This is a genomic window from Streptomyces virginiae (assembly GCF_041432505.1).
Classification (GTDB): Bacteria; Actinomycetota; Actinomycetes; order Streptomycetales; family Streptomycetaceae; genus Streptomyces; species Streptomyces virginiae_A.
In genome coordinates this window covers 7,637,760-7,656,302 of record NZ_CP107871.1, presented here as the reverse complement: position 1 = coordinate 7,656,302, position 18,543 = coordinate 7,637,760, and the positions used below count along the sequence as shown (strand labels likewise).

The 18,543-nt window shown below is 69.6% G+C and carries 19 protein-coding genes; 14 read left to right on the top strand and 5 right to left on the bottom strand.

All coding sequences use genetic code 11. The annotated features are described in order from the left end of the window. Window positions 1-53 precede the first annotated feature (53 nt). Window positions 54-914: a universal stress protein gene (locus OG624_RS35255; RefSeq protein WP_033223221.1), complete on the bottom strand. Its 861-nt coding sequence runs from the start codon at window positions 912-914 to the stop codon at window positions 54-56. Beyond that, on the bottom strand, window positions 911-1,813 hold the full coding sequence (locus tag OG624_RS35250; protein WP_033223219.1) for a universal stress protein: 903 nt from the start codon (window positions 1,811-1,813) through the stop codon (window positions 911-913). The genes OG624_RS35255 and OG624_RS35250 overlap by 4 nt, the downstream gene beginning before the upstream one ends. A 205-nt stretch (window positions 1,814-2,018) precedes the next feature. Between OG624_RS35250 and OG624_RS35245 the strand changes: the two genes are divergently transcribed. The 12 genes from OG624_RS35245 to OG624_RS35190 all read left to right on the top strand — a co-directional run bounded on the left by OG624_RS35245 (window position 2,019) and on the right by OG624_RS35190 (window position 13,113). After that, complete coding sequence (locus tag OG624_RS35245) at window positions 2,019-2,714, top strand: CBS domain-containing protein (RefSeq protein ID WP_266354530.1); 696 nt, start codon at window positions 2,019-2,021, stop codon at window positions 2,712-2,714. A 121-nt stretch (window positions 2,715-2,835) separates the two neighbouring features. Next, the gene (gene acsA / locus OG624_RS35240; RefSeq protein WP_033223215.1) at window positions 2,836-4,626 is read left to right on the top strand and encodes an acetate--CoA ligase; all 1,791 of its coding nucleotides are present in this window, start codon (window positions 2,836-2,838) and stop codon (window positions 4,624-4,626) included. A 25-nt stretch (window positions 4,627-4,651) separates the two neighbouring features. Continuing rightward, window positions 4,652-5,731 (top strand): pyruvate dehydrogenase (acetyl-transferring) E1 component subunit alpha, encoded by a 1,080-nt coding sequence (pdhA, locus tag OG624_RS35235; protein WP_208869382.1) that lies wholly within the window; start codon window positions 4,652-4,654, stop codon window positions 5,729-5,731. Next, window positions 5,728-6,732, top strand: a complete 1,005-nt coding sequence (locus OG624_RS35230) for an alpha-ketoacid dehydrogenase subunit beta (protein ID WP_033223213.1) — start codon at window positions 5,728-5,730, stop codon at window positions 6,730-6,732. The genes pdhA and OG624_RS35230 overlap by 4 nt, the downstream gene beginning before the upstream one ends. Window position 6,733: 1 nt before the next feature. Next, window positions 6,734-8,062, top strand: a complete 1,329-nt coding sequence (locus OG624_RS35225) for a dihydrolipoamide acetyltransferase family protein (RefSeq protein WP_371640318.1) — start codon at window positions 6,734-6,736, stop codon at window positions 8,060-8,062. Continuing rightward, complete coding sequence (locus OG624_RS35220) at window positions 8,059-8,310, top strand: acyl carrier protein (protein ID WP_033223209.1); 252 nt, start codon at window positions 8,059-8,061, stop codon at window positions 8,308-8,310. The genes OG624_RS35225 and OG624_RS35220 overlap by 4 nt, the downstream gene beginning before the upstream one ends. Before the next feature lie 113 nt (window positions 8,311-8,423). After that, entirely contained in the window at window positions 8,424-9,293 is an 870-nt protein-coding gene (locus tag OG624_RS35215) for a universal stress protein (RefSeq protein ID WP_208869381.1), read from the top strand. Window positions 9,294-9,321: 28 nt separating this feature from the next. Then, the gene (locus OG624_RS35210; RefSeq protein WP_033223207.1) at window positions 9,322-10,008 is read left to right on the top strand and encodes a CBS domain-containing protein; all 687 of its coding nucleotides are present in this window, start codon (window positions 9,322-9,324) and stop codon (window positions 10,006-10,008) included. 242 nt (window positions 10,009-10,250) lie between these two features. Then, window positions 10,251-10,856: a CBS domain-containing protein gene (locus OG624_RS35205; RefSeq protein WP_033223206.1), complete on the top strand. Its 606-nt coding sequence runs from the start codon at window positions 10,251-10,253 to the stop codon at window positions 10,854-10,856. A gap of 12 nt (window positions 10,857-10,868) precedes the next feature. Then, entirely contained in the window at window positions 10,869-11,495 is a 627-nt protein-coding gene (locus OG624_RS35200) for a CBS domain-containing protein (protein ID WP_266354533.1), read from the top strand. A gap of 9 nt (window positions 11,496-11,504) precedes the next feature. Next, complete coding sequence (locus OG624_RS35195; RefSeq protein WP_033223202.1) at window positions 11,505-12,161, top strand: CBS domain-containing protein; 657 nt, start codon at window positions 11,505-11,507, stop codon at window positions 12,159-12,161. A gap of 76 nt (window positions 12,162-12,237) precedes the next feature. Then, window positions 12,238-13,113, top strand: a complete 876-nt coding sequence (locus OG624_RS35190) for a universal stress protein (RefSeq protein WP_033223200.1) — start codon at window positions 12,238-12,240, stop codon at window positions 13,111-13,113. Window positions 13,114-13,137: 24 nt separating this feature from the next. On the opposite strand, the gene OG624_RS35185 is transcribed toward OG624_RS35190, so the two are convergent. After that, on the bottom strand, window positions 13,138-13,557 hold the full coding sequence (locus tag OG624_RS35185) for a CBS domain-containing protein (protein ID WP_033223198.1): 420 nt from the start codon (window positions 13,555-13,557) through the stop codon (window positions 13,138-13,140). Between the two features lie 335 nt (window positions 13,558-13,892). On the opposite strand from OG624_RS35185, the gene OG624_RS35180 reads away from it, so the two are divergent. Together OG624_RS35180 and OG624_RS35175 are read left to right on the top strand one after the other, a co-directional pair. Further along, window positions 13,893-14,768 carry a universal stress protein gene (locus OG624_RS35180; protein WP_371640317.1) on the top strand — a complete coding sequence of 292 codons (876 nt, stop codon included), beginning with the start codon at window positions 13,893-13,895 and terminating at the stop codon, window positions 14,766-14,768. Window positions 14,769-14,795: 27 nt separating this feature from the next. Beyond that, window positions 14,796-15,785 (top strand): Acg family FMN-binding oxidoreductase, encoded by a 990-nt coding sequence (locus tag OG624_RS35175; RefSeq protein WP_033223196.1) that lies wholly within the window; start codon window positions 14,796-14,798, stop codon window positions 15,783-15,785. A gap of 73 nt (window positions 15,786-15,858) precedes the next feature. On the opposite strand, the gene OG624_RS35170 is transcribed toward OG624_RS35175, so the two are convergent. Together OG624_RS35170 and OG624_RS35165 are read right to left on the bottom strand one after the other, a co-directional pair. Next, a complete protein-coding gene (locus tag OG624_RS35170; RefSeq protein WP_033223290.1) occupies window positions 15,859-17,334 on the bottom strand; it encodes a bifunctional aminoglycoside phosphotransferase/ATP-binding protein in 1,476 nt (491 codons plus the stop codon). A 103-nt stretch (window positions 17,335-17,437) separates the two neighbouring features. Beyond that, entirely contained in the window at window positions 17,438-18,313 is an 876-nt protein-coding gene (locus OG624_RS35165) for a universal stress protein (protein WP_033223194.1), read from the bottom strand. Between the last annotated feature and the right edge of the window lie 230 nt (window positions 18,314-18,543).

Below are 18,543 nucleotides of genomic sequence, written 5' to 3'. Positions count from 1 at the left end.
TCGTGCTGCCCAGATGCTCGGTGCACCGGGCGGCGGGCGTCGTCACGCAGTCCTCACCGCACAGGAACCGTGATCACCGGGCAGTGCGCCCGGTGCAGCAACCCGTGGACGACCGATCCGAGTCGCATGCCCGTGTAACCGCCCTTGCCTCGACGGCCCACGACCACGGCGAGGGCGTGCTCGGCGGCACCGGCGAGCTCCTCCACCGGGTGCCCGGACAGCACCTCGTGCGTCAACACGACGTCCGGGTACTCCTGCGACCAACCTGCCGTCGTCTCGGACAGCATGCGTCGTTGCCCCTGGAGCGCGGCCTCCTCGTCGTGGTTCAGAAACAGCGGTGGCTGCCACACCGACACGGCACGCAGCTTGGCCCCCCTGAGGTCGGCCTCTTCGAACGCAATCGCAAGGGCCGCCTTCGAGGACTCGCTTCCGTCGATGCCCACCACCAGGTAGGGCGGCTGTTGAGTGACGTGCTCGGCGTCGCCCACGACGACGACCGGACACTGAGCCTGCGCACTGACGGGGACGACCAGGGAGCCGGCGCTGAGGAACTCCGAGGTCCGGCTCAGGTGACGGGAGCCGAGCACGATCATGCGGGCCCGCCTCGACAGTCGGCCGATCTCCGGAGCGGGGAACCCCTCGACGAGATCCACGACCGCTTCGACCTCCGGGTGTCGCTCCCTGCTCCAGGCGGCAGCCGCGCCGAGGGCATCCGAGGCCTCCTGGTGCAGGGCGATGCTGCGCGACGTGTCGTCGACGTGTTGCGTGTCGTGCTGGGGAGGTACGGCTACGACGAGTCGCAGCCGTAGCCGGCGTCGCCCGGCCTCGTCCACCGCCCAGGCCAGGGGCAGATGCCAGTCCCTGGCCGGGTCGATGCCGACGACGACCTCCTCGTGTTCGCCCGAGTCGCTCACGATTCGCTCCCGTGCTTGTCCGTGTGGCGCGGAATGAGCTGTACGGGGCAGTGGGCATGGTGGACCAGGCTGTGCGTGACCCGCCCGAGGGTGGGCCCGAGGTAGCTGGGTGACCGTCGGCCGCCCATCACCAGCAGGTCCGCCTGGCGCGAGGCCTCAACCAGTACAGAAGCCACTGACGTGCTCTTGTCCGCGTCCACCTGCACGGTCAGGTCCGGGAACTCCTCGCGGATCCGGTCCGCCACGGCGTTCAGGTGATGGACCTCCTCGTTGGCGATCTCCTCCACGTCGTCGAGCAGGGTCACGACCTCGCCGACGGACTGCAGGATGTTCCACACGTGCAACAGCCGCAGCGAGCCCTCGCGGATCTGTGCCTCGCGTGCGGCGTACCGTGCGCAGTCGAGGTCGTGTTCGTCGCGGACGGCGGCGAGCACCGCACCCGTCTCAGCCCCGTTCTCGGTGCCTCTGACGATGATGACGGGCGTCTTCGCTCCCGCTGCGACCTTGAGTCCGACCGATCCGAGCATGAGGGAGCTGAAACCGCCCAGCCCCCGGCTGCCGACCACGATGGTGTCATCGGGGCCCGCGGCTTGGTGGAGGCTCGGGACAGGTGCCCTGCGGCTGAACTCGGGGTTGACCTGCAGGCCGGGAAACCGCTCCGTGACCGCGGCCGACGTGGCGTCCAGCAGTTCGCGGCCCGCCTGGCGGACGCTTTCGATGCTCTTCGCCGAGACGTAGAGGACCCGGCCGTCGGTGTCGGACCCGTGCACGATGTGCAACGGACGCTCGCGACGTGCGGCCTCCGCCGCTGCCCACATCGCTGCCTGGCGGGCCGGTTCGGAGCCGTCGACGCCGACGATGACGGCGCCGAGTTCCGAGCTGCTCGTGGTGCCTTCCATGGTTCCTCCTCAGAGAGCCGCCAGGGGTCCGGCTCTCGGGTCGGTTCTTCGGGCTCCTCCGCCAGGAGGCTGCGGCACGGGTCCGATCGGGCCCGGCTCCGGACCATTCGGCCCTCCTCCTCTCGTGGCATTCGGCGGATCGTGGTTATCGGCGTCCTCCGGCCTTCCCTTCCGGGTGGATCGCTGTGATGGCAGGAGGTGCCTCATGAAGCACATCAAGGTCGGAGACCTGATGACCGACGAGGTCGTCTCGGTCCTGACGTCCACCCCTTTCAAGGATGTCGCCAAGCTGCTCGCTCAGCACGACATCAGCGGACTGCCCGTCCTCGACGACGACGACCGGGTGCTCGGTGTCGTCTCCGAGAGCGACCTGATCGGCCTGGCAGCCGCCGATCACCCACCGGTGGGCGAAGAACCCGATGCCGACGAAGGCGGGGCCGCGTTCCCGTCCGAGGTGACCTTTAGCGCCGGTGAGGCCATGTCCGCGCCGGCGGTCACGGTTCATGGGGACGAGACCGCGGCGGGAGCCGCCCGGCTGATGGCCCGCCGGGGCGTCGAGCGACTGCCGGTCGTGGACGACGAGGACCGCCTCGTCGGCATCGTCACCCGCCGTGACCTGCTCTGGCTCTTCCTGCGACCGGACTCGGAGATACGACACCGCGTGGTCGCTGACATACTCGTGGACACCATGGGGCTGGGCGCGGAGGCGGTCACTGTCCACGTGGTCGACGGCATCGTGACCCTGGAGGGCAGGCTGGAGCGACAGAGCCAGATTCCGGTCCTGATCCGCCTCACCAACCAGCTGGACGGTGTGGTCGCGGTGGCCCCCCGCCTGACGGCCCGCATCGATGACTCCCGGCTCGCCCCACCGCACCGCAGCGCTCTCGGGATGTCCCTGTGACCGCGACGTCCGGTATGGCCCGTTCGGGGGACGCCCGGAAGACCGCTCGCCCCGCTTACGGCCGTCACCCGACGTGACGCTGTCTCCTTGAAGATTCCAAGGCGAGGGGAGCGACCCGGCCATGGATCACTCGATCATCCACAAAGAGTCCGGACCCGATGCCGTCTTCATGCTCCAGGACTACGAGCAGGCCCGTACGGATTTCACTTGGGACCGGGCTCGATCCCGGCTGTCCGGGCTCCCGGGAGGCGGGCTGAACATCGGATACGAGGCCGTCGACCGGCACCTGGTGGCAGGCCATGGCGGGCGGGAAGCGCTCCGCTGCATCGCAGCCGACGACACCGTCACCCGCCTCACGTACGCCGAGCTGGGCGGCCTCACGGGCCGCTTCGCCAACGTACTCACGGCCCTGGGCGTGGGGCGGCAGGAAAGGGTCTTCACGCTCCTGGGCCGCTGCCCCGAGCTGTACACGACGGTCCTGGGCACGCTGCGCAGCGCACGCGTGCTGTGCCCGCTCTTCTCGGCCTTCGGGCCCGAGCCCGTGCGGCAGCGGCTGGAGCTGGGTGACGCCCGGGTTCTCGTCACCACCGAGGCCCTGTACCGGCGCAAGGTCGAGGAGAACAGGCAGCGCCTGCCGCGTCTGGATCACGTCCTGCTCGTTGGTCCGGTCCACGATCCGCCGCCCGGCACCGTCTCCTTCGCCGAGCTCATGGAGCGGGCACGCGGGGAGTACGCCGTCCCGCCCACGGATCCGCAGGACATGGCGCTGCTGCACTTCACCAGCGGCACGACCGGTACCCCCAAGGGTGCGGTCCATGTGCACGAAGCGGTCGTGGCCCACCACGCGACGGCGGCCTTCGCACTCGACCTCCGCCAGGAGGACGTCTACTGGTGCACGGCGGACCCCGGGTGGGTGACCGGCACCTCGTACGGGATCATCGCCCCGCTCACCCACGGTGCGACCGTCGTGGTGGACGAGGGGGACTTCGATGTCCACCGCTGGTACCGCATCCTCGACAACCAGCGGGTCACGGTCTGGTACACGGCGCCGACGGCGATCCGCATGCTGATGCGCGCCACCCCCAGGGACGGCTCCCGCGAGCTCCCCGGACCGTACGACCTTTCGGCCCTGCGATTCATCGCGAGCGTGGGCGAGCCGCTCAACCCGGAAGCCGTCCTGTGGGGACAGGAGGTGCTCGGCCTGCCGATCCACGACAACTGGTGGCAGACCGAAACCGGTGCGATCATGATCGCCAACTTCGCGGCCGGCGACATCCGGCCCGGCTCCATGGGACGGCCCCTGCCCGGTGTGGAGGCCGCTCTGCTCGAACGCGGTGAGGACGGACGCGCCGACGTCACCGCAGGACGCGTGCGCGTGATCACAACGGCGGGCGTCGAGGGTGAGCTGGCGCTGCGGCCGGGCTGGCCCTCCATGTTCCGGGGCTATCTGAACGAGGAGGCCCGTTACCGGGCCTGCTTCGCTGACGGCTGGTATCTCACCGGCGACCTCGCGAAACGCGACGAGGACGGGTGGTTCTGGTTCGTCGGCCGCGCCGACGACGTCATCAAGTCGGCAGGACACCTCATCGGCCCGTTCGAAGTGGAGAGCGCGCTGATGGAGCATCCCGCCGTCGCGGAGGCCGGCGTGATCGGCCGCCCGGATCCGGTCGTGGGAGCTGTCGTCAAGGCCTTCGTCTCCCTCCGTCCGGGGCTCGCCCCCGACGCTTCCCTCAAGCGGGAAATTCTGGCGTTCGCACGCAAGCGGCTGGGCCCCGCGGTGGCCCCAAGAGAGATCGAGTTCGAGCAGAACCTCCCCAAGACGCGCAGCGGCAAGGTGATGCGCCGTCTGTTGCGGGACCGGGAACTGGGATTGCCCGATGGGGATCTGTCCACGCTGGAGAGCCCCGGATGACCCGCTCGTGAGAGAAGGCAGAGCCATGAGCAGCACCACCTCCCACCACGAAGGCAAGGCCCGTGCCACAGCACGCAAGAGCGGGCGCAAGAAGGGGCCGGCCACCGCCGCCCGCGGCACTCGCGGCGGGCTTCCGGCGCCCGGCCACCACCTGTCCCTGCTCCGCCGGATGCTCGCCATCAGGCGGTTCGAGGAAAGGTGTGTGGAGCTCTACAGCGGCGCGAAGATCCGTGGCTTCGTCCACCTCTGCATCGGTGAGGAAGCCGTCGCCGTGGGCGTCAATCAGGCCCTGCGCGAGACGGACGCGGTGGTGTCCACCTACCGCGAACACGGGCACGCCCTGGCCCGCGGGGTTCCCGCCGACGCCGTGATGGCCGAGATGTACGGCAGGGCCACCGGCTGCAGCCGCGGACGCGGCGGCTCCATGCACCTGTTCGACGCCGCCCGCCGCTTCTACGGGGGCAACGCGATCGTGGCCGGCGGCCTGCCCCTGGCGGCCGGGCTCGCACTCGCCGACCGGATGCGCGGCAGCACCCGCGTCACCTGCTGCTTCTTCGGGGACGGAGCTTTCGCCGAAGGCGAGTTCCATGAGACGGCCAACCTCGCGGCCCTGTGGCAGCTGCCCCTGCTGCTGGTCTGCGAAAACAATCTGTACGCCATGGGGACGAGCCTGGCCCGGGAGCATGCCCAGACCAACCTCGCCATGCGTGCCGCTTCGTACGGGATGCCTGCCTGGACCGTCGACGGCATGGACGTTCTCGCCGTCGAAGCCGCCGCACTCCGGGCGACGGAGTCCGTGCGCGCGGGCAACGGACCGCACTTCCTCGAGGCACAGACGTACCGGTTCCGTGCCCACTCCATGTACGACCCGGACCGGTACCGGGCCAAATCCGAGATCGAGGAATGGAAGGGACGCGACCCCCTCAAAGGGCTGGCCGAACTGATGAGTTCCGAAGGGCAGCTCGACGACCGGGTGATGGAAGAACTCGACAAGGAAGTCCTCGCCGAGATCGACGAGGCCGTGCGGGGGGCCGAGGAAGCCCCGCTGGAACCGGTGTCGGACCTGCTCCGCTTCGTCACGAGCGAACCCGGGAGCACGGCATGAGCACGCTGAAGGCACCGACCGGGACTTCCCGGCCGACCACCTACCGGGAGGCGCTCCGTGAGGGGCTGCGCGAAGCCCTGCTGCAGGACGAGCGCGTCTTCCTCATGGGCGAGGACGTGGGCCGGTACGGGGGATGCTTCGGCGTCAGCCTGGGACTGCTCGAAGAGTTCGGACCCGACCGGATCCGCGACACACCGCTGTCCGAATCCGGATTCGTCGGCGCGGGCATCGGCGCCGCGCTCGGCGGGATGCGGCCCGTGGTAGAGATCATGACCGTCAACTTCAGCCTCCTGGCTCTGGACCAGATCCTGAACAACGCGGCCACGCTGCTCCACATGTCGGGCGGGCAGCTGAGCGTCCCCGTGGTGATCCGCATGACGACCGGAGCAGGCCGTCAGCTCGGCGCTCAGCACTCTCACAGCCTGGAAGGCTGGTACGCCCACATCCCCGGCATCCGGGTGCTGGCCCCGGCCACGGTCGACGACGCACGCCACATGCTCGCGGCCGCGCTCGCCGACCCTGATCCGGTGCTGATCTTCGAGCACGGTGGCCTCTACAACGCGGAGGGCTCTTTGGACGAGACCGTCGATGCCGTCGATCTCGACACGGCGGCCGTACGCCGGTCGGGCACGGACGTCGCAGTGATCACGTACGGCGGCTCCCTGCCGAAGGCCCTGGCAGCCGCGGAAACCCTTGCCGGGGAGGGCATCAGCGCGGAGGTCGTGGACCTACGCACCCTGCGCCCCCTCGACGACGCCACCCTCATGGCATGCATCGCCCGAACCCACCGGGCCGTGATCGTCGACGAGGCATGGCGCAGCGGCAGCCTGGCCGCGGAGATCTCGTCCCGCATCACCGAGCAGGCGTTCTACGAGCTCGACGCCCCCGTTCAGCGCGTATGCAGCGCGGAAGTCCCCATTCCCTATGCCAGGCAGCTCGAAGAAGCGGCGCTTCCCCAGCCCGCGACCATCGTGGATGCCGTTCGCCGGACGGTGAGCTGACATGGCGGATTTCACCATGCCTTCCCTCGGCGCGGACATGGACGAGGGCACCCTCGTGGAATGGCTGGTAGGGCCCGGTGACACCGTCACCAAGGGCGATGTCGTCGCTGTGGTGGAGACGGCCAAGTCGACGATCGAGGTCGAGTGCTTCGACTCGGGCACGGTCGGTGCACTCCTCGTCGAACCGGGTACCACCGTGCCGGTCGGCACACGGATGGCCGTCATCGACTCGGGGGCCGAGCCTCCTGCCCCTGCCCCTGCCCCTGCCCCTGCCCCTGCGAAGGCGACGGCCCCGACCTCCGAACTGCAAACCGCTCCCGGACACGCCACCACCCCGACCAGGGACGCCGTGTCCACCCCTTTGGTGAGGCACTTGGCCGAGCAGAAGGGCATCGACCTGTCGTCCGTGCACGGTTCCGGCAAGGGCGGTCGGATCACACGTTCCGACGTGGAGCACACACCGGCTGAGCGGCCACACCGGGTGAAGGCCTCGCCGCTCGCCCGTCGGCTGGCCCTGTCGTCGGGCGTCGACCTGAGTGCCCTGAGGGGAACCGGGCGGGGCGGCACGATCCGGGCCGAGGACGTACGGGCCGCCACGGCGGCCCCTGCGTCCCGTACGGTCGAGAGCCGCGAAGCGGCGCGCCCGCCTTCGGCAACGGCCGAGCCCGCGTATCCGGCGCGCGCGGCGATCGCGGCTCTGATGAGCCGCGCCAACCGCGACATCCCCCACTACTACTTGTCGACGACGATCGACCTCGCCGTCGCGATGGCGTGGATGCGCGACCGAAATGCGAGCCGGCCCGTGGCGGAACGACTCGTGCCGGCGGCCCTGCTGCTCAAATCGGTTGCCCTGGCAGCACGCCAAGTGCCGGAACTGAACGGCTACTGGAAGGAGGAGGCGTTCGTCCCCTCACCTGCCGTGCGACTCGGCGTCGCGGTGTCCCTGCGCGGCGGCGGGCTGGTCGCACCGGCACTGGCGAACGCCGACACCATGCCACTGCCGGAGCTGATGGCGACGCTGAAAGGTCTGGTCTCGCGGGCGCGCAGCGGCCGGCTGCGGGCTTCGGAGACAGCAGATCCGACACTGACGGTGACCAACCTCGGCGATCAGGGGGTGGAGGCCGTCTTCGGGGTGATCTACCCGCCTCAGGTCGCCCTCGTCGGCCTGGGGCGTGTCACCGAGCGGCCGGTGGCCGTGGACGGGATGCTCACGGTGCACCCGACCGTGACGGCCACGCTCGCCGCCGACCACCGCGCGAGCGACGGTGCGACCGGGGCGCGATTGCTGACAGCCATCGACCGCCTGCTCCAACGACCGGAGGAACTGTGAACCGTGACGAGGCGCTCGTACTGATCAAGGAAGTTCTGACCGACGTGGTTCCCGGCGCCGACGCGGCAGCGCTCGCGCCGGACGAGAACTTCCGCGACAACCTTGAGATGGACTCGCTGGACTTCCTCAACTTCATCGAGGCACTGAGCGAGCGCACCGGGCTCGCCCTGCCCGAGTCCGACTATCCGGCATTGAACACCCTGGACGGCTGCGCGGACTACGTCACCTCGCGCACCTCCGTGAAGTAGCGGGGGGGGCTGGTCGGCCCCACACGGGGCCACTCGGCCCCTCCTCGGTCGTCGCGCCGCAGGCGACGCTGGAAGAGGACCGCGGCCCCGCGCCGCCCGAGGAGGTTCTGACCATGAAGCACCATGTGACCGTCGGCGTGGACGGCTCTCCGGAGAGCCGGGCCGCGGCCCGTTGGGGCGCCCGGGAGGCGGCCTTGCGGAAAGTTCCGCTGAGGCTCGTCCACGCCGTCGACTGGTTGATCAGCCCCGCGGTACCGAGGCCGGGCCGCGAAGCGGCCGACCGTTGGGCCGACGAGGCGCTCACTGCGGCATTGGAGGACGTGCGACGCCGGCATCCCGGCCTGGAGGTCTCGACGAGGTGCCTCTCCGGCAGGCCGACGGCAGCCCTGGCCGCGGAGGCGGTGGACGCCGGGTTGCTCGTCCTCGGCTCGCGTGGGGTGGGAGGCTTGGCCGGATTCCTCATCGGCTCGGTGGGCTTGTCGACGCTGGTGGCCACCGAGACGCCGGTGGTGCTCGTACGCGTGTCGGACGCGCCGGAGGAGGCCGAGCCCGCCCGGGTCGGGGAGATCGTCCTGGGTGTCGACATCCACGAGGCGGCGGACAAGGTTTTGGCCTTCGCCTTCGAGGAAGCCGACCGTCGCAACTGCGCCCTGCGTGTGATCCACGGCTGGAAGATGCCCTCCATCTACCAGTACGCGCCCTTCTTCGACCCCGAGAACGAGCGGGAGGTCGGCCGGAGTGTCACCGTGATGCTCGACGACATGCTGATGCCGTGGCGGCACAAGTTCCCGTCCTTGAGCGTCACCCACGAGGCGTTCATGGGGGCCGCCGGCGACCAGCTCGTCCAAGCCGCAGCACGCGCGGACCTCGTCGTGGTGGGCCGCCGTCTGCGCCGCTCTCCTCTGGGGGCGCATCTGGGGTCCGTGGCCCATGCGGTCCTGCACCATGCCGCCGCCCCCGTCGCGGTCATCGCTCACGACTGACGGCCCTACTCACAAGGGAGATCGGACCATGTCTCACCGCACCGTCGCAGACGTCATGACCAGGAACGTGGCCACGACCGGCCCCGAAGCGTCACTCAAAGCGGTCGCACGGAGCCTCGATGACAACGGGGTCTCGGCCCTGCCCGTCGTGGACACCCGTCACCACCCGATCGGCATCGTCTCCGAAGCCGACCTCCTCCGCAGGCAAGCCGGCCTGCCCGACACCGAAGGGCGTGATCCCCTGCAGAGTACGGCGCCCATGGACCGTGCCTCCATGGACGCCCGGACCGCCGGCGATCTGATGTCCACCCCCGTCCTGACCGCCCGGCCGGAGTGGGGCATCGTCGAGACGGCCCGCTTCCTGCACGAGCGGGGCGTGAAGCGACTGCCGGTGGTCGACGAAACCGGGACCCTGGTCGGCATCGTCAGCCGTACCGACCTGTTGCGGCCGATGCTCCGTCGCGACGACGCCATCCGCGATGAAATCGTCGACGACGTGCTGGGCCGGACGCTCAGGATGAACCCCGGTGGCATTGCCGTGACCGTACGCGATGGTGTCGTCTCCCTGAGTGGCCAGGTCGAGGACCGGTCCACCATTCCGGTCGTGGAACGACTGTGCCAGTCGGTCGACGGGGTCGTCAGCGTGGACCAAGCACTCGGCTACGCGATCGACGACCTGGCGCCGGCTGCCGACCCGGACCGCGCCGCCCATTGACCCCTCACAGCAAAGGGCGGAAAGAGCCCGCCCGCTTCTCGCGGATCCCGATCGTGCGGTGCACGGCCGCCAGCCGCTTCTCCGCATCCTCTCAGGGACTCTTTCCGTCAATGTCATGAAAGCACGACCGACATGATCGACAACAGGGCTGATCAGCCCGAAGCGACCCCCTGACGGCCCTACCGCCGACGGGCACAGGTGTCCACGCTCGGACGTATCAGGACTCCACTTCTGGAGGCATCATGAAGCATCTTCACACCGTCGAGGACGTGATGACGCATGCCGTCATCTCCGTCGACCGCAGAACACCGTTCAAGGACATCGTGGAGACCATGCGGCAGTGGCGGATCAGCGCCCTGCCCGTCATGTCGGAGGAAGGACGGGTCGCCGGCGTGGTGTCCGAAGCGGATCTCCTGCTCAAGGCCCAGGGCGCGGACGAGTCCCGTGCAGTCACCGCCGGGCAGCTGATGACCGTACCGGCGGTCACCGTGACCAAGGACGCCACCATCCCCGGCGCCGCACGTCTGATGGCCCGCGGCCACCTCAAGCGGCTCCCCGTCGTCGACGGCGACGGCCGCCTCGTCGGCGTGGTCAGCCGGGGCGACCTCCTCAAGATCTACCTCCGCCCGGACGCGGACATCGCCGAGGAGCTCCGCCGGCTGATCATGGCCGAGCTCATCCCCGGCGGCTCGGCCATGGTGCAGGTCCACGTGGCCGACGGCATCGTCCACCTGGACGGCTCCATCCCGGACCCGGCCCTCAAAGACGTGCTGGTCCGAGTCGCACGCACCGTACCGGGGGTCGTGGACGTCACGGCCGTGCGCCTCGACACCGAAGTCCGCGCGTGAAGGAGGCCGACGATGAGGCACCGCAGCGTCGCCGACCTGATGACTCCGACAGCCGTCAGCGTCCAGCGGGGCACCCCGTTCAAGGAAATCGCAAGACTCCTGAAGGAGTTCGACATCTCCGCCGTGCCCGTGGTGGACGAGGCAGAGCGCCCGGTGGGCGTCGTCTCCGAAGCCGACCTGCTCCGCGAGCGCAGTTCCGTTAGCGGAGCGAACACCGCCGCCGATCTTATGACGAGCCCCGCCGTCACCGCCCGGACCGAATGGAGCGTCGTCCGCGCGGCGCGCGTCATGCGGGGGCGGCAGGTCAAGAGACTGCCTGTGGTGGACGCCGCCGGCCGGCTGATCGGCATCCTGAGCCGTAGTGACCTGCTTCAGCTCTTCCTGCGCAGGGACCACGCCATCCAGGAGGAAATCCTCGAAGACGTGCTGACCCGCACCCTCGGGCTCAGCCCGTCGTCGCTGACCGTCGAAGTCAACGATGGGCTGGTGACCCTCAGCGGCACGGTCAGTCGCCGCAGCCTGGTCCCCATCGTGCTGCGCCTGTGTCAGAGCGTCGACGGCGTCGTGGACGTGGTCAATCGGCTCGACTACGAGCAGGACGACGTGTCGGTCGGCGCCGGGCCGGCCACGGAGCGGTAGGAGAAGGGCATGAAGCATCGGGAAGTCCGCGAGCTGATGACCCGCGAGGTCGTCACCGTCCCCAGCAACGCGTCGTTCAAGGAGATCGCCCGCACCCTGACGGAACACAAGGTGTCGGCCGTCCCTGTCGTCGACCCTTCCGGCCACCCGCTCGGCGTGATCTCGGAACGGGACCTGCTGCCGAAATCCGCAGGCCAAAGCGACTACTTCCAGTCACTGCCCGAACGGGAGGCATGGCAGGAGGACAAGGCCGCGGGGACGCGCGCCGAGGAGCTGATGTCCTCGCCCCCCGTGTGCGCCAGACCGGACTGGACCGTCGCCGAAGCCGCCAGGTTGATGGAAGCCCAAGGTGTCAAGCGGCTCCTGGTCGTGGACGACTCGGACGTACTGATCGGAATCGTCAGCCGACGGGACCTGCTGCGGATCTTCCTCCGGGACGACGAGGACATCCGTCACGAAATCATGGGTGACGTGCTCGACCTGAGCCTGCGCCAGAGCCCCTCGGCCATCACCGTGGCCGTCACCGACGGCCGGGTCGAACTGCACGGAACCGTCGACTTCAGGAGCCTCATCCCGCTCATCGAACGCCTCTGCCGGACCGTGGACGGCGTGGTCTCCGTAACCCAGCATCTCGGATACGCCATCGACGACACGAACTCGGCCTGAACAAGCCGCCTCTCCGCCTCAACGCGGGCGGAGACGAACTCCCCTACCGTGTGGGCCCCTGCCGGGAGAAGCCATCATGAACGATCGAATCGTCGTCGGCCTCGACGGATCCGCGGAGAGCCTCGCGGCGGCCCACTGGGCAGCGCGAGAGGCCGTCCTGCGCGGCGTTCCGCTCCACCTCGTCCACGCCGAGGAATGGTCGTCGCCCCGCGACCGCCCGGTGCCCACGAGCGAAGTACGCCGCCACTGGGCCCAAGCGCTGCTGGACGAGACCGCCGACGAACTGCGGGCGAGTCAACCAGAATTGGATGTCGATGTCCGATCATTCGACGGCAGACCGGCCGCCGAGCTCGCCGGCGTCGCGGCCGGCGCGAACATGATCGTCCTGGGCTCCCGGGGACTGGGCACCGTCGCGGGCTTCGTCCTCGGTTCCGTCGGCATGGCGGTCATCCAGGCGACGGTACGGCCGGTGGTCATGGTGCGGGCGAGCGAGGACGCGGTGCAGCACCCCGACGGCCGGCACGCAGCCCGCGAGGTGCTGGTCGGCGTGGACATCAGCCGGCCGTGCGACGCGCTGCTCGCCTTCGCCTTCGAGGAGGCGGCGCGGCGGGCCTGCGCCCTCCACGTCCTGCACAGCTGGTCGCTCCCTCCGCTGGTGGGGTACGGCGCGGCGTACGATCCGAGAGTTCACGCCCAGCTCGAAATGAGCGCGAACGCCTCTCTGGGCGACGTCCTGGGGCCCTGGCAGGACAAGTACCCGAATGTCGCGGTCATTTCGCGCGCGAGCGCCGGGCATGCCGCTAACGAGCTCGTCGAGAGGTCTTCCGAAGCAGGCCTCATCGTCGTCGGCCGCCGCATTCGACGGTCCTCGATCGGCGCGCACATCGGACCGGTCACCCATGCGGTCCTCCACCACGCCCAGGTGCCCGTCGCCGTCATCGCGCACGAATAGCGGTGCAAGACGACGCGCTGCGGCTTACCGCTCCGCGCAGATCGTCTCGACGAAGTGGCCTACCTGCTCCTCGGACAGGTGCCTGGCGAGATCGGCCTCGCTGATCATCCCGACGAGGCGGTGGTCGGCGATCACCGGGACACGCCGGATCCGGTGATCCTGCATCGTCTGCAGCACCTGGCTCGTGTCAGCGCCCGCGTCGACCGTGATCGGCTTGCCCTGCGCGAGCTGCCCGGCTGTCATGTGGTGCGGGTCCTTGCCCTTGGCCAGGCACTTCAGCACGATGTCACGGTCGGTGATGATGCCGTGCAGACGGTCGTCGGGCCCGCAGATCGGCAGCGCACCGACGTCGAGTTCGCTCATCCGCCGGGCCGCGTCCATGAGCGTCTCGGTCTCCTGCACGCAGGTGGCACCGCTGTGCATGATGTCCCGTGCGGTGGTCACGGCTGCCTCCTCACATGTGTATCCCTGTCCCTCTCCAGTCTGGGCTCGGGCCCAGCACCGCGCTCGTTGACGCGAGATCATGGGGACGTGGCTTCTCTGCGCCGTATGCAGCGTCCCAAGGCCTTCCGAGCCCTTGCCGGACGCCGGGCCGGCCGGCCCGGCGCCTGACGTGACCGCACTGGTTGATCAAGGCCCCAGACCTCTCGTCCACCCCACCGCAGACAGGGCCGGTCGGTCCCACGAGGGGCCGACCGGCCCCTCAACAGGAGACCGTCGGGCAGTCAGGCTTGAGTGAACGGGAGAAGCGCCGCCCCATGAAGAGGGAGATGGAGACCATGGCGAACCGAGTGACCGTCGGCCTCGACGGGTCCCCGGAAAGTACGGCGGCGGCCCGCTGGGCAGCCCATGAAGCCGAGCTCCGCGGTGCCTCCCTGGACCTGGTCCACGCCGAGGAATGGCTGGAGAATCCTCCCCTTCCCGTCACGACCACCGAGGACCGTCGGCGGTGGGCCGAGGCCGTCCTCCGCGACACCGCCGAAGACGTGCGCCGCGTGCATCCGTCGTTGAAGGTCGACACCCGCCGAGTGAGCGGGTTGCCTTCCCTGGCGCTCACGCACGCCGCCGAGGATTCCGACATGGTCGTACTCGGCTCGCGCGCGCTCGGCAGCGTCGCCGGGTTCCTCGTCGGATCCACCGGCTTCACCACCGTCGCCGAGGCCGTGCGCCCCGTCGTACTGGTCCGGTCAGTGGACCGCGCCGGCAATCCGCCGGACGATGCCCGCGACACTGGGCCCATCGTGGTCGGCGTGGACATCCACCAGCCCTGTGACAACCTGCTCGCCTTCGCCTTCGAGGAGGCGTCCCACCGCCACTCTCCGCTCGTGATCATCCACGGCTGGTCCCCACCACCCATCCTCAGCTACGCACCGGCTCTCGACCCGGGGGTCCAGCAGGAAATGGCCAACGGCATCACCGGCACGATGGACGAGATCATCCGCCCCTGGCACGAGAAGTACCCTTCGCTTCAGGTCGACCCCCGAGCCACCATCGGCCAGCCGGCGATTCAGATCCTCGACGCGGCCTCCACTGCCGCCCTCGTCGTCGTCGGCCGCCGTATCCGCCTCGCCGCATTCGGCACTCGCATCGGCCCCATCACACACGCCGTGATGCACCACGCGGTCTCACCGGTAGCCGTCATCGCACACGAGTGAGGCCCACCGCACAGGCAGGAAAGTCTCATGACCGCACCGCTTCCGAACCCGGCAGAGATTGTTCCGCTCATCGAGGATGCCGTCACGGCTCCGTCCATGCACAACGCCCAGCCGTGGAAGTTCCTCTACCGACCGGCCTCCGGGCTCATCGAACTGTTCGGCGACCCGGACCGTGCCATGCCCCGTGCCGACCCGGCCCACCGTGCCCTCCACTTGGGCTGCGCCGCCGCCCTGTTCAACCTACGGGTGTCCGCAGCCTCGGCAGGGTGGGGCACAGACGTACGGTTGCTGCCCGACCCGGACGATCCGTGGCTGCTGGCCGCTGCCAACCTCCGGGAACCCGGGCCCACGGACAGGGATCTCGGAAGCCTCCACCCAGCCGTACGGCGACGTCACACCAGCCGATTTCCTTTCGCGGAGGAGGAGATCCCTCCGACACTGTTGGACGGTCTGCGCGCCGCCGCTCTTCTCGAAGGGTGTCGCCTGGCCGTGCCGGACGCTTGGCACACCGACACGGTGTTGGGCCTGGTACACGACTCAGAGCATCGCGAGGAGATGGATCCCGCGATGACGGCGGAGACGCTGGCGTGGACACATGCAGGCACGCCGGAAGGCCAGACCCGTCCTGACGGAATTCCCGTGGACGCCTTCGGTCCGAAGCACACGGGTCGCGGTGGGGTCGTGCGCGACTTCGGTCGCTCCCAACGCGTTCCGGGGCGCGGGTGGGCCACCTTCGAACAGAACCCGCACATCGTGCTGCTGGGTACTTCGGGTGACGGGCCCGAGGACTGGCTACGAGCAGGACAGGCCCTGCAGCGGGTTCTCCTTCAGGCCACCGCCGACGGACTGGTCACGTCCATGACCTCGCAGCCGCTCGAATGGCCCGCGCTTCGCTGGACGGTGCGCGATCCGGGCTCGGCGATGACCCACGTCCAAATGGTGATCCGGCTCGGCTACGGACCGCAAGGTCCCGCGACGCCCCGGCGCCCCGTGGCCGAGATACTGGAAATCCGATGAAACCGGAGATCAAGCTGTCGCCACGACGTTCGTTGCGGCGAGCGCGCCTGTGGACGCAGCGTCGCCATTCTGCTTAATCCGGCTCCATGTAAGGGCGACGGAAGACCGGGGCCTGGCCGGAGCCGTACGGGCGCACGGCCGCCAGCGCCTGGATGACCGCCGCCTCCAGAAGACCGCCGGTGTCGATGGGGACGGCCTCCTCCCACGGAGGCTCCGCGGCTGCCATGGCCTTGGCCACCTCAGGGGTGGCGTCGGATGCTCCGGGGGCGCGGGTGGTCAGGCGTGCGGCCGACACCTCGCCCGGAACCTGGCAGTGCAAGGCCACCAGGTCGGCACTGGTGCGTTCGGCCATGCGCAGGGCGGCCTCGCGCTGTCCCGCGTCGGACCAGGTGGCGTCGAGGACGACTGACTCGCCACGGGACAGCAGGGTGGACGCCCGGTCGAGCAGGGCCGTGTACGTCCTCGCGGTCCACTCGGGCGTGTACAGCCCTTCGCCGTACCCGGCGGCGGCGGATTCCTCCGCCGGGATGCCTGCCAGCTCCTTGCGCAGGCGGTCGCTGCTGAGCAGCGTGACGCCCAGACGATCGGCCAGTGCGCCGGAGAGCGTGGACTTCCCGCTGCCCGGGAGGCCGCCGACGAGGGTCAGGCCGACGGCGGAGGTGCGCAGATGCCGCAGCGTCGTGGTGACCAGGCGCCGCGCGGCCGCCTCCGCGCCGCGAGCGCCTTGAGCTGCCTGGATCAAGGACACCTTGGCCCGGACGAACGCGCGGTAGGCGACGTAGTGATGCCACAGCGACGGCGGTGCGGGGTCGCCGGAGTACTCGCCGTACTGGGCGAGGAAGAATGCCGCGGCCTCCGGGGCACCCGTCTGCTCCAGATCCATGGCGAGGAAGGACGCGTCGTCGAGACCGTCGACGTAGCGGAGGCGGTCGTCGAATTCCAGGCAGTCCAAGACGCGGGGGCCGTCGTCGAGGCAGAAGATGTCCTGGGCGAGCAGGTCGCCGTGACCGTCGACCACCCGCCCCTGCTCGATACGGGTGTCGAACAGTGTCTCGCGGCCTGCGAGATAGCGACGCACCAAGCGCTCGATCTCCTCCACCCCGTCGAGCAGTCGACCGTCTTCGGTCAGTTGCCTGACCTGCGTGAAGCTTGCTTCCCAGCGTGCGGACAGGGCGTCCCGCCTGCCCTGCTCGTCGATGTCCGGGCCGCGGGGCGCGTCCGCGTGGCGGGAGGCGAGGAGGCGTGCGACGGACCGCAGGGCGTCGTCGACGTCGGCGCCTTGACTCACGAGCAGGGACAGGCGGCGTTCCGCCGGCATGCGGCGCATCACCACGAGCGGCTCGGGCGCGTCGGCGTCCGGTCCGCGGAACTCACCCAGGCCCAGGTAGACATCAGGGGCGAAGCGACGGTTGAGGGCGATTTCCCGTTCGCAGACGATCCGCCGGGCCGCCGTGGTCGTGTAGTCGAGGAACCCCAGGTCGACCGGCTTCTTCAGCTTGTAGGCGCGGTCGCCGACGAAGAACAGGACCGCGGTGTGCGTCTCGCACACCTCAGCGCGCGGGAGCGACGGAACATCGAGGCCGGTGCCGGTCCGGAGCGCGGACGCGTCGGTGCGGTGCGCAGGCACCGACGGCTCCTCGCTGTGGCTCGGCTCAGTCATGGGGAATGACGGCGACGGGGCAGCGCGCGTGATGGATCGCGGCGGTGGCCACGGACCCCAGTGGGGGCGCCAGGGCGGGACGATGCCTGCGTCGGCCGACGACCAGGAGCCCTGCGCCCTTGGCAGTCCGGACCACGACCTTGGTAGGGCTTTCAAGACCGATACCGGGAGTTACCTCCACGCTCGGGAACTTCTCGCGCCAGGGGCGGAGAGCGTCACTCAGGAGCTTCTGCGCGTCCTGCCTGATCTTTTCGGTCACGTCGTGGTCCGTGCCCCAGGGAGCGTGAGCGTGGAGGGGCATGCTTCGGCCGTGAACGGCTTGCAGGGGAACACCTCGTGCCGCGGCGGCGGCGAAGGCGAACGCGAGCAGGTCATCGCACGGACCGTGCAGTTTCAGCGCCACCACTACGCCGCCCGTGGCGCCTGGAGTGGACGGCGGACCCTCTTCGTGCGCCCCGGCGCGCACCAGGACCACCGGCCGCTCGGCCCGTGCCACGACGGGCATGCTGATGTCACCCAGGAAATAGCTCTCGACGGGCTCCATCCCCCGCGAGCCGAGCACGGTCATCTCGGACTCCGCCGACGCTTTCAGCAGCGCCTCCTGCGCATCCTCGGCGACCAGGTTTCCGACGATGGTCAGGCCCGGGTGGCGCGCTTGGAGCTCCGCCTTCGCGTGGTGCACGATCCGCTTCGCCCAATAGTTCTGATCCATCTCGGAGGGGAGGTGGATCGGTTCCGGAGCCAGCAGGGGCCACGCGTGCAGCAGTCGCAGGGTGAGTTTGCGGCGGTCGGCTTCGTCAGCGGCCCAACGGGCGGCGGCGAGGCTCTCGGGTGAGCCGTCGAGGCCCACGGTGACGACTGGCTCCATGCCGACTGCTCCGTCAGGTAGGTGACTGGAAGGGCGGTGAGGTGTCCGATGTCCGGTGTCCGGTCGGCCGGAGCCCTGTCGTCCCCGATCGCGCCGGTAGCCGTGCAAGTGACCGTAAGCGGTATTCGATGAAGCACCTGTGCCAACGCGCCGAGCTACGGCCTCATGTCATCCGAGGAGCACCTGAAGCCTCCCCGCAGCGCGCAGGAGGCCGTCCTTCCAGGGCGTGA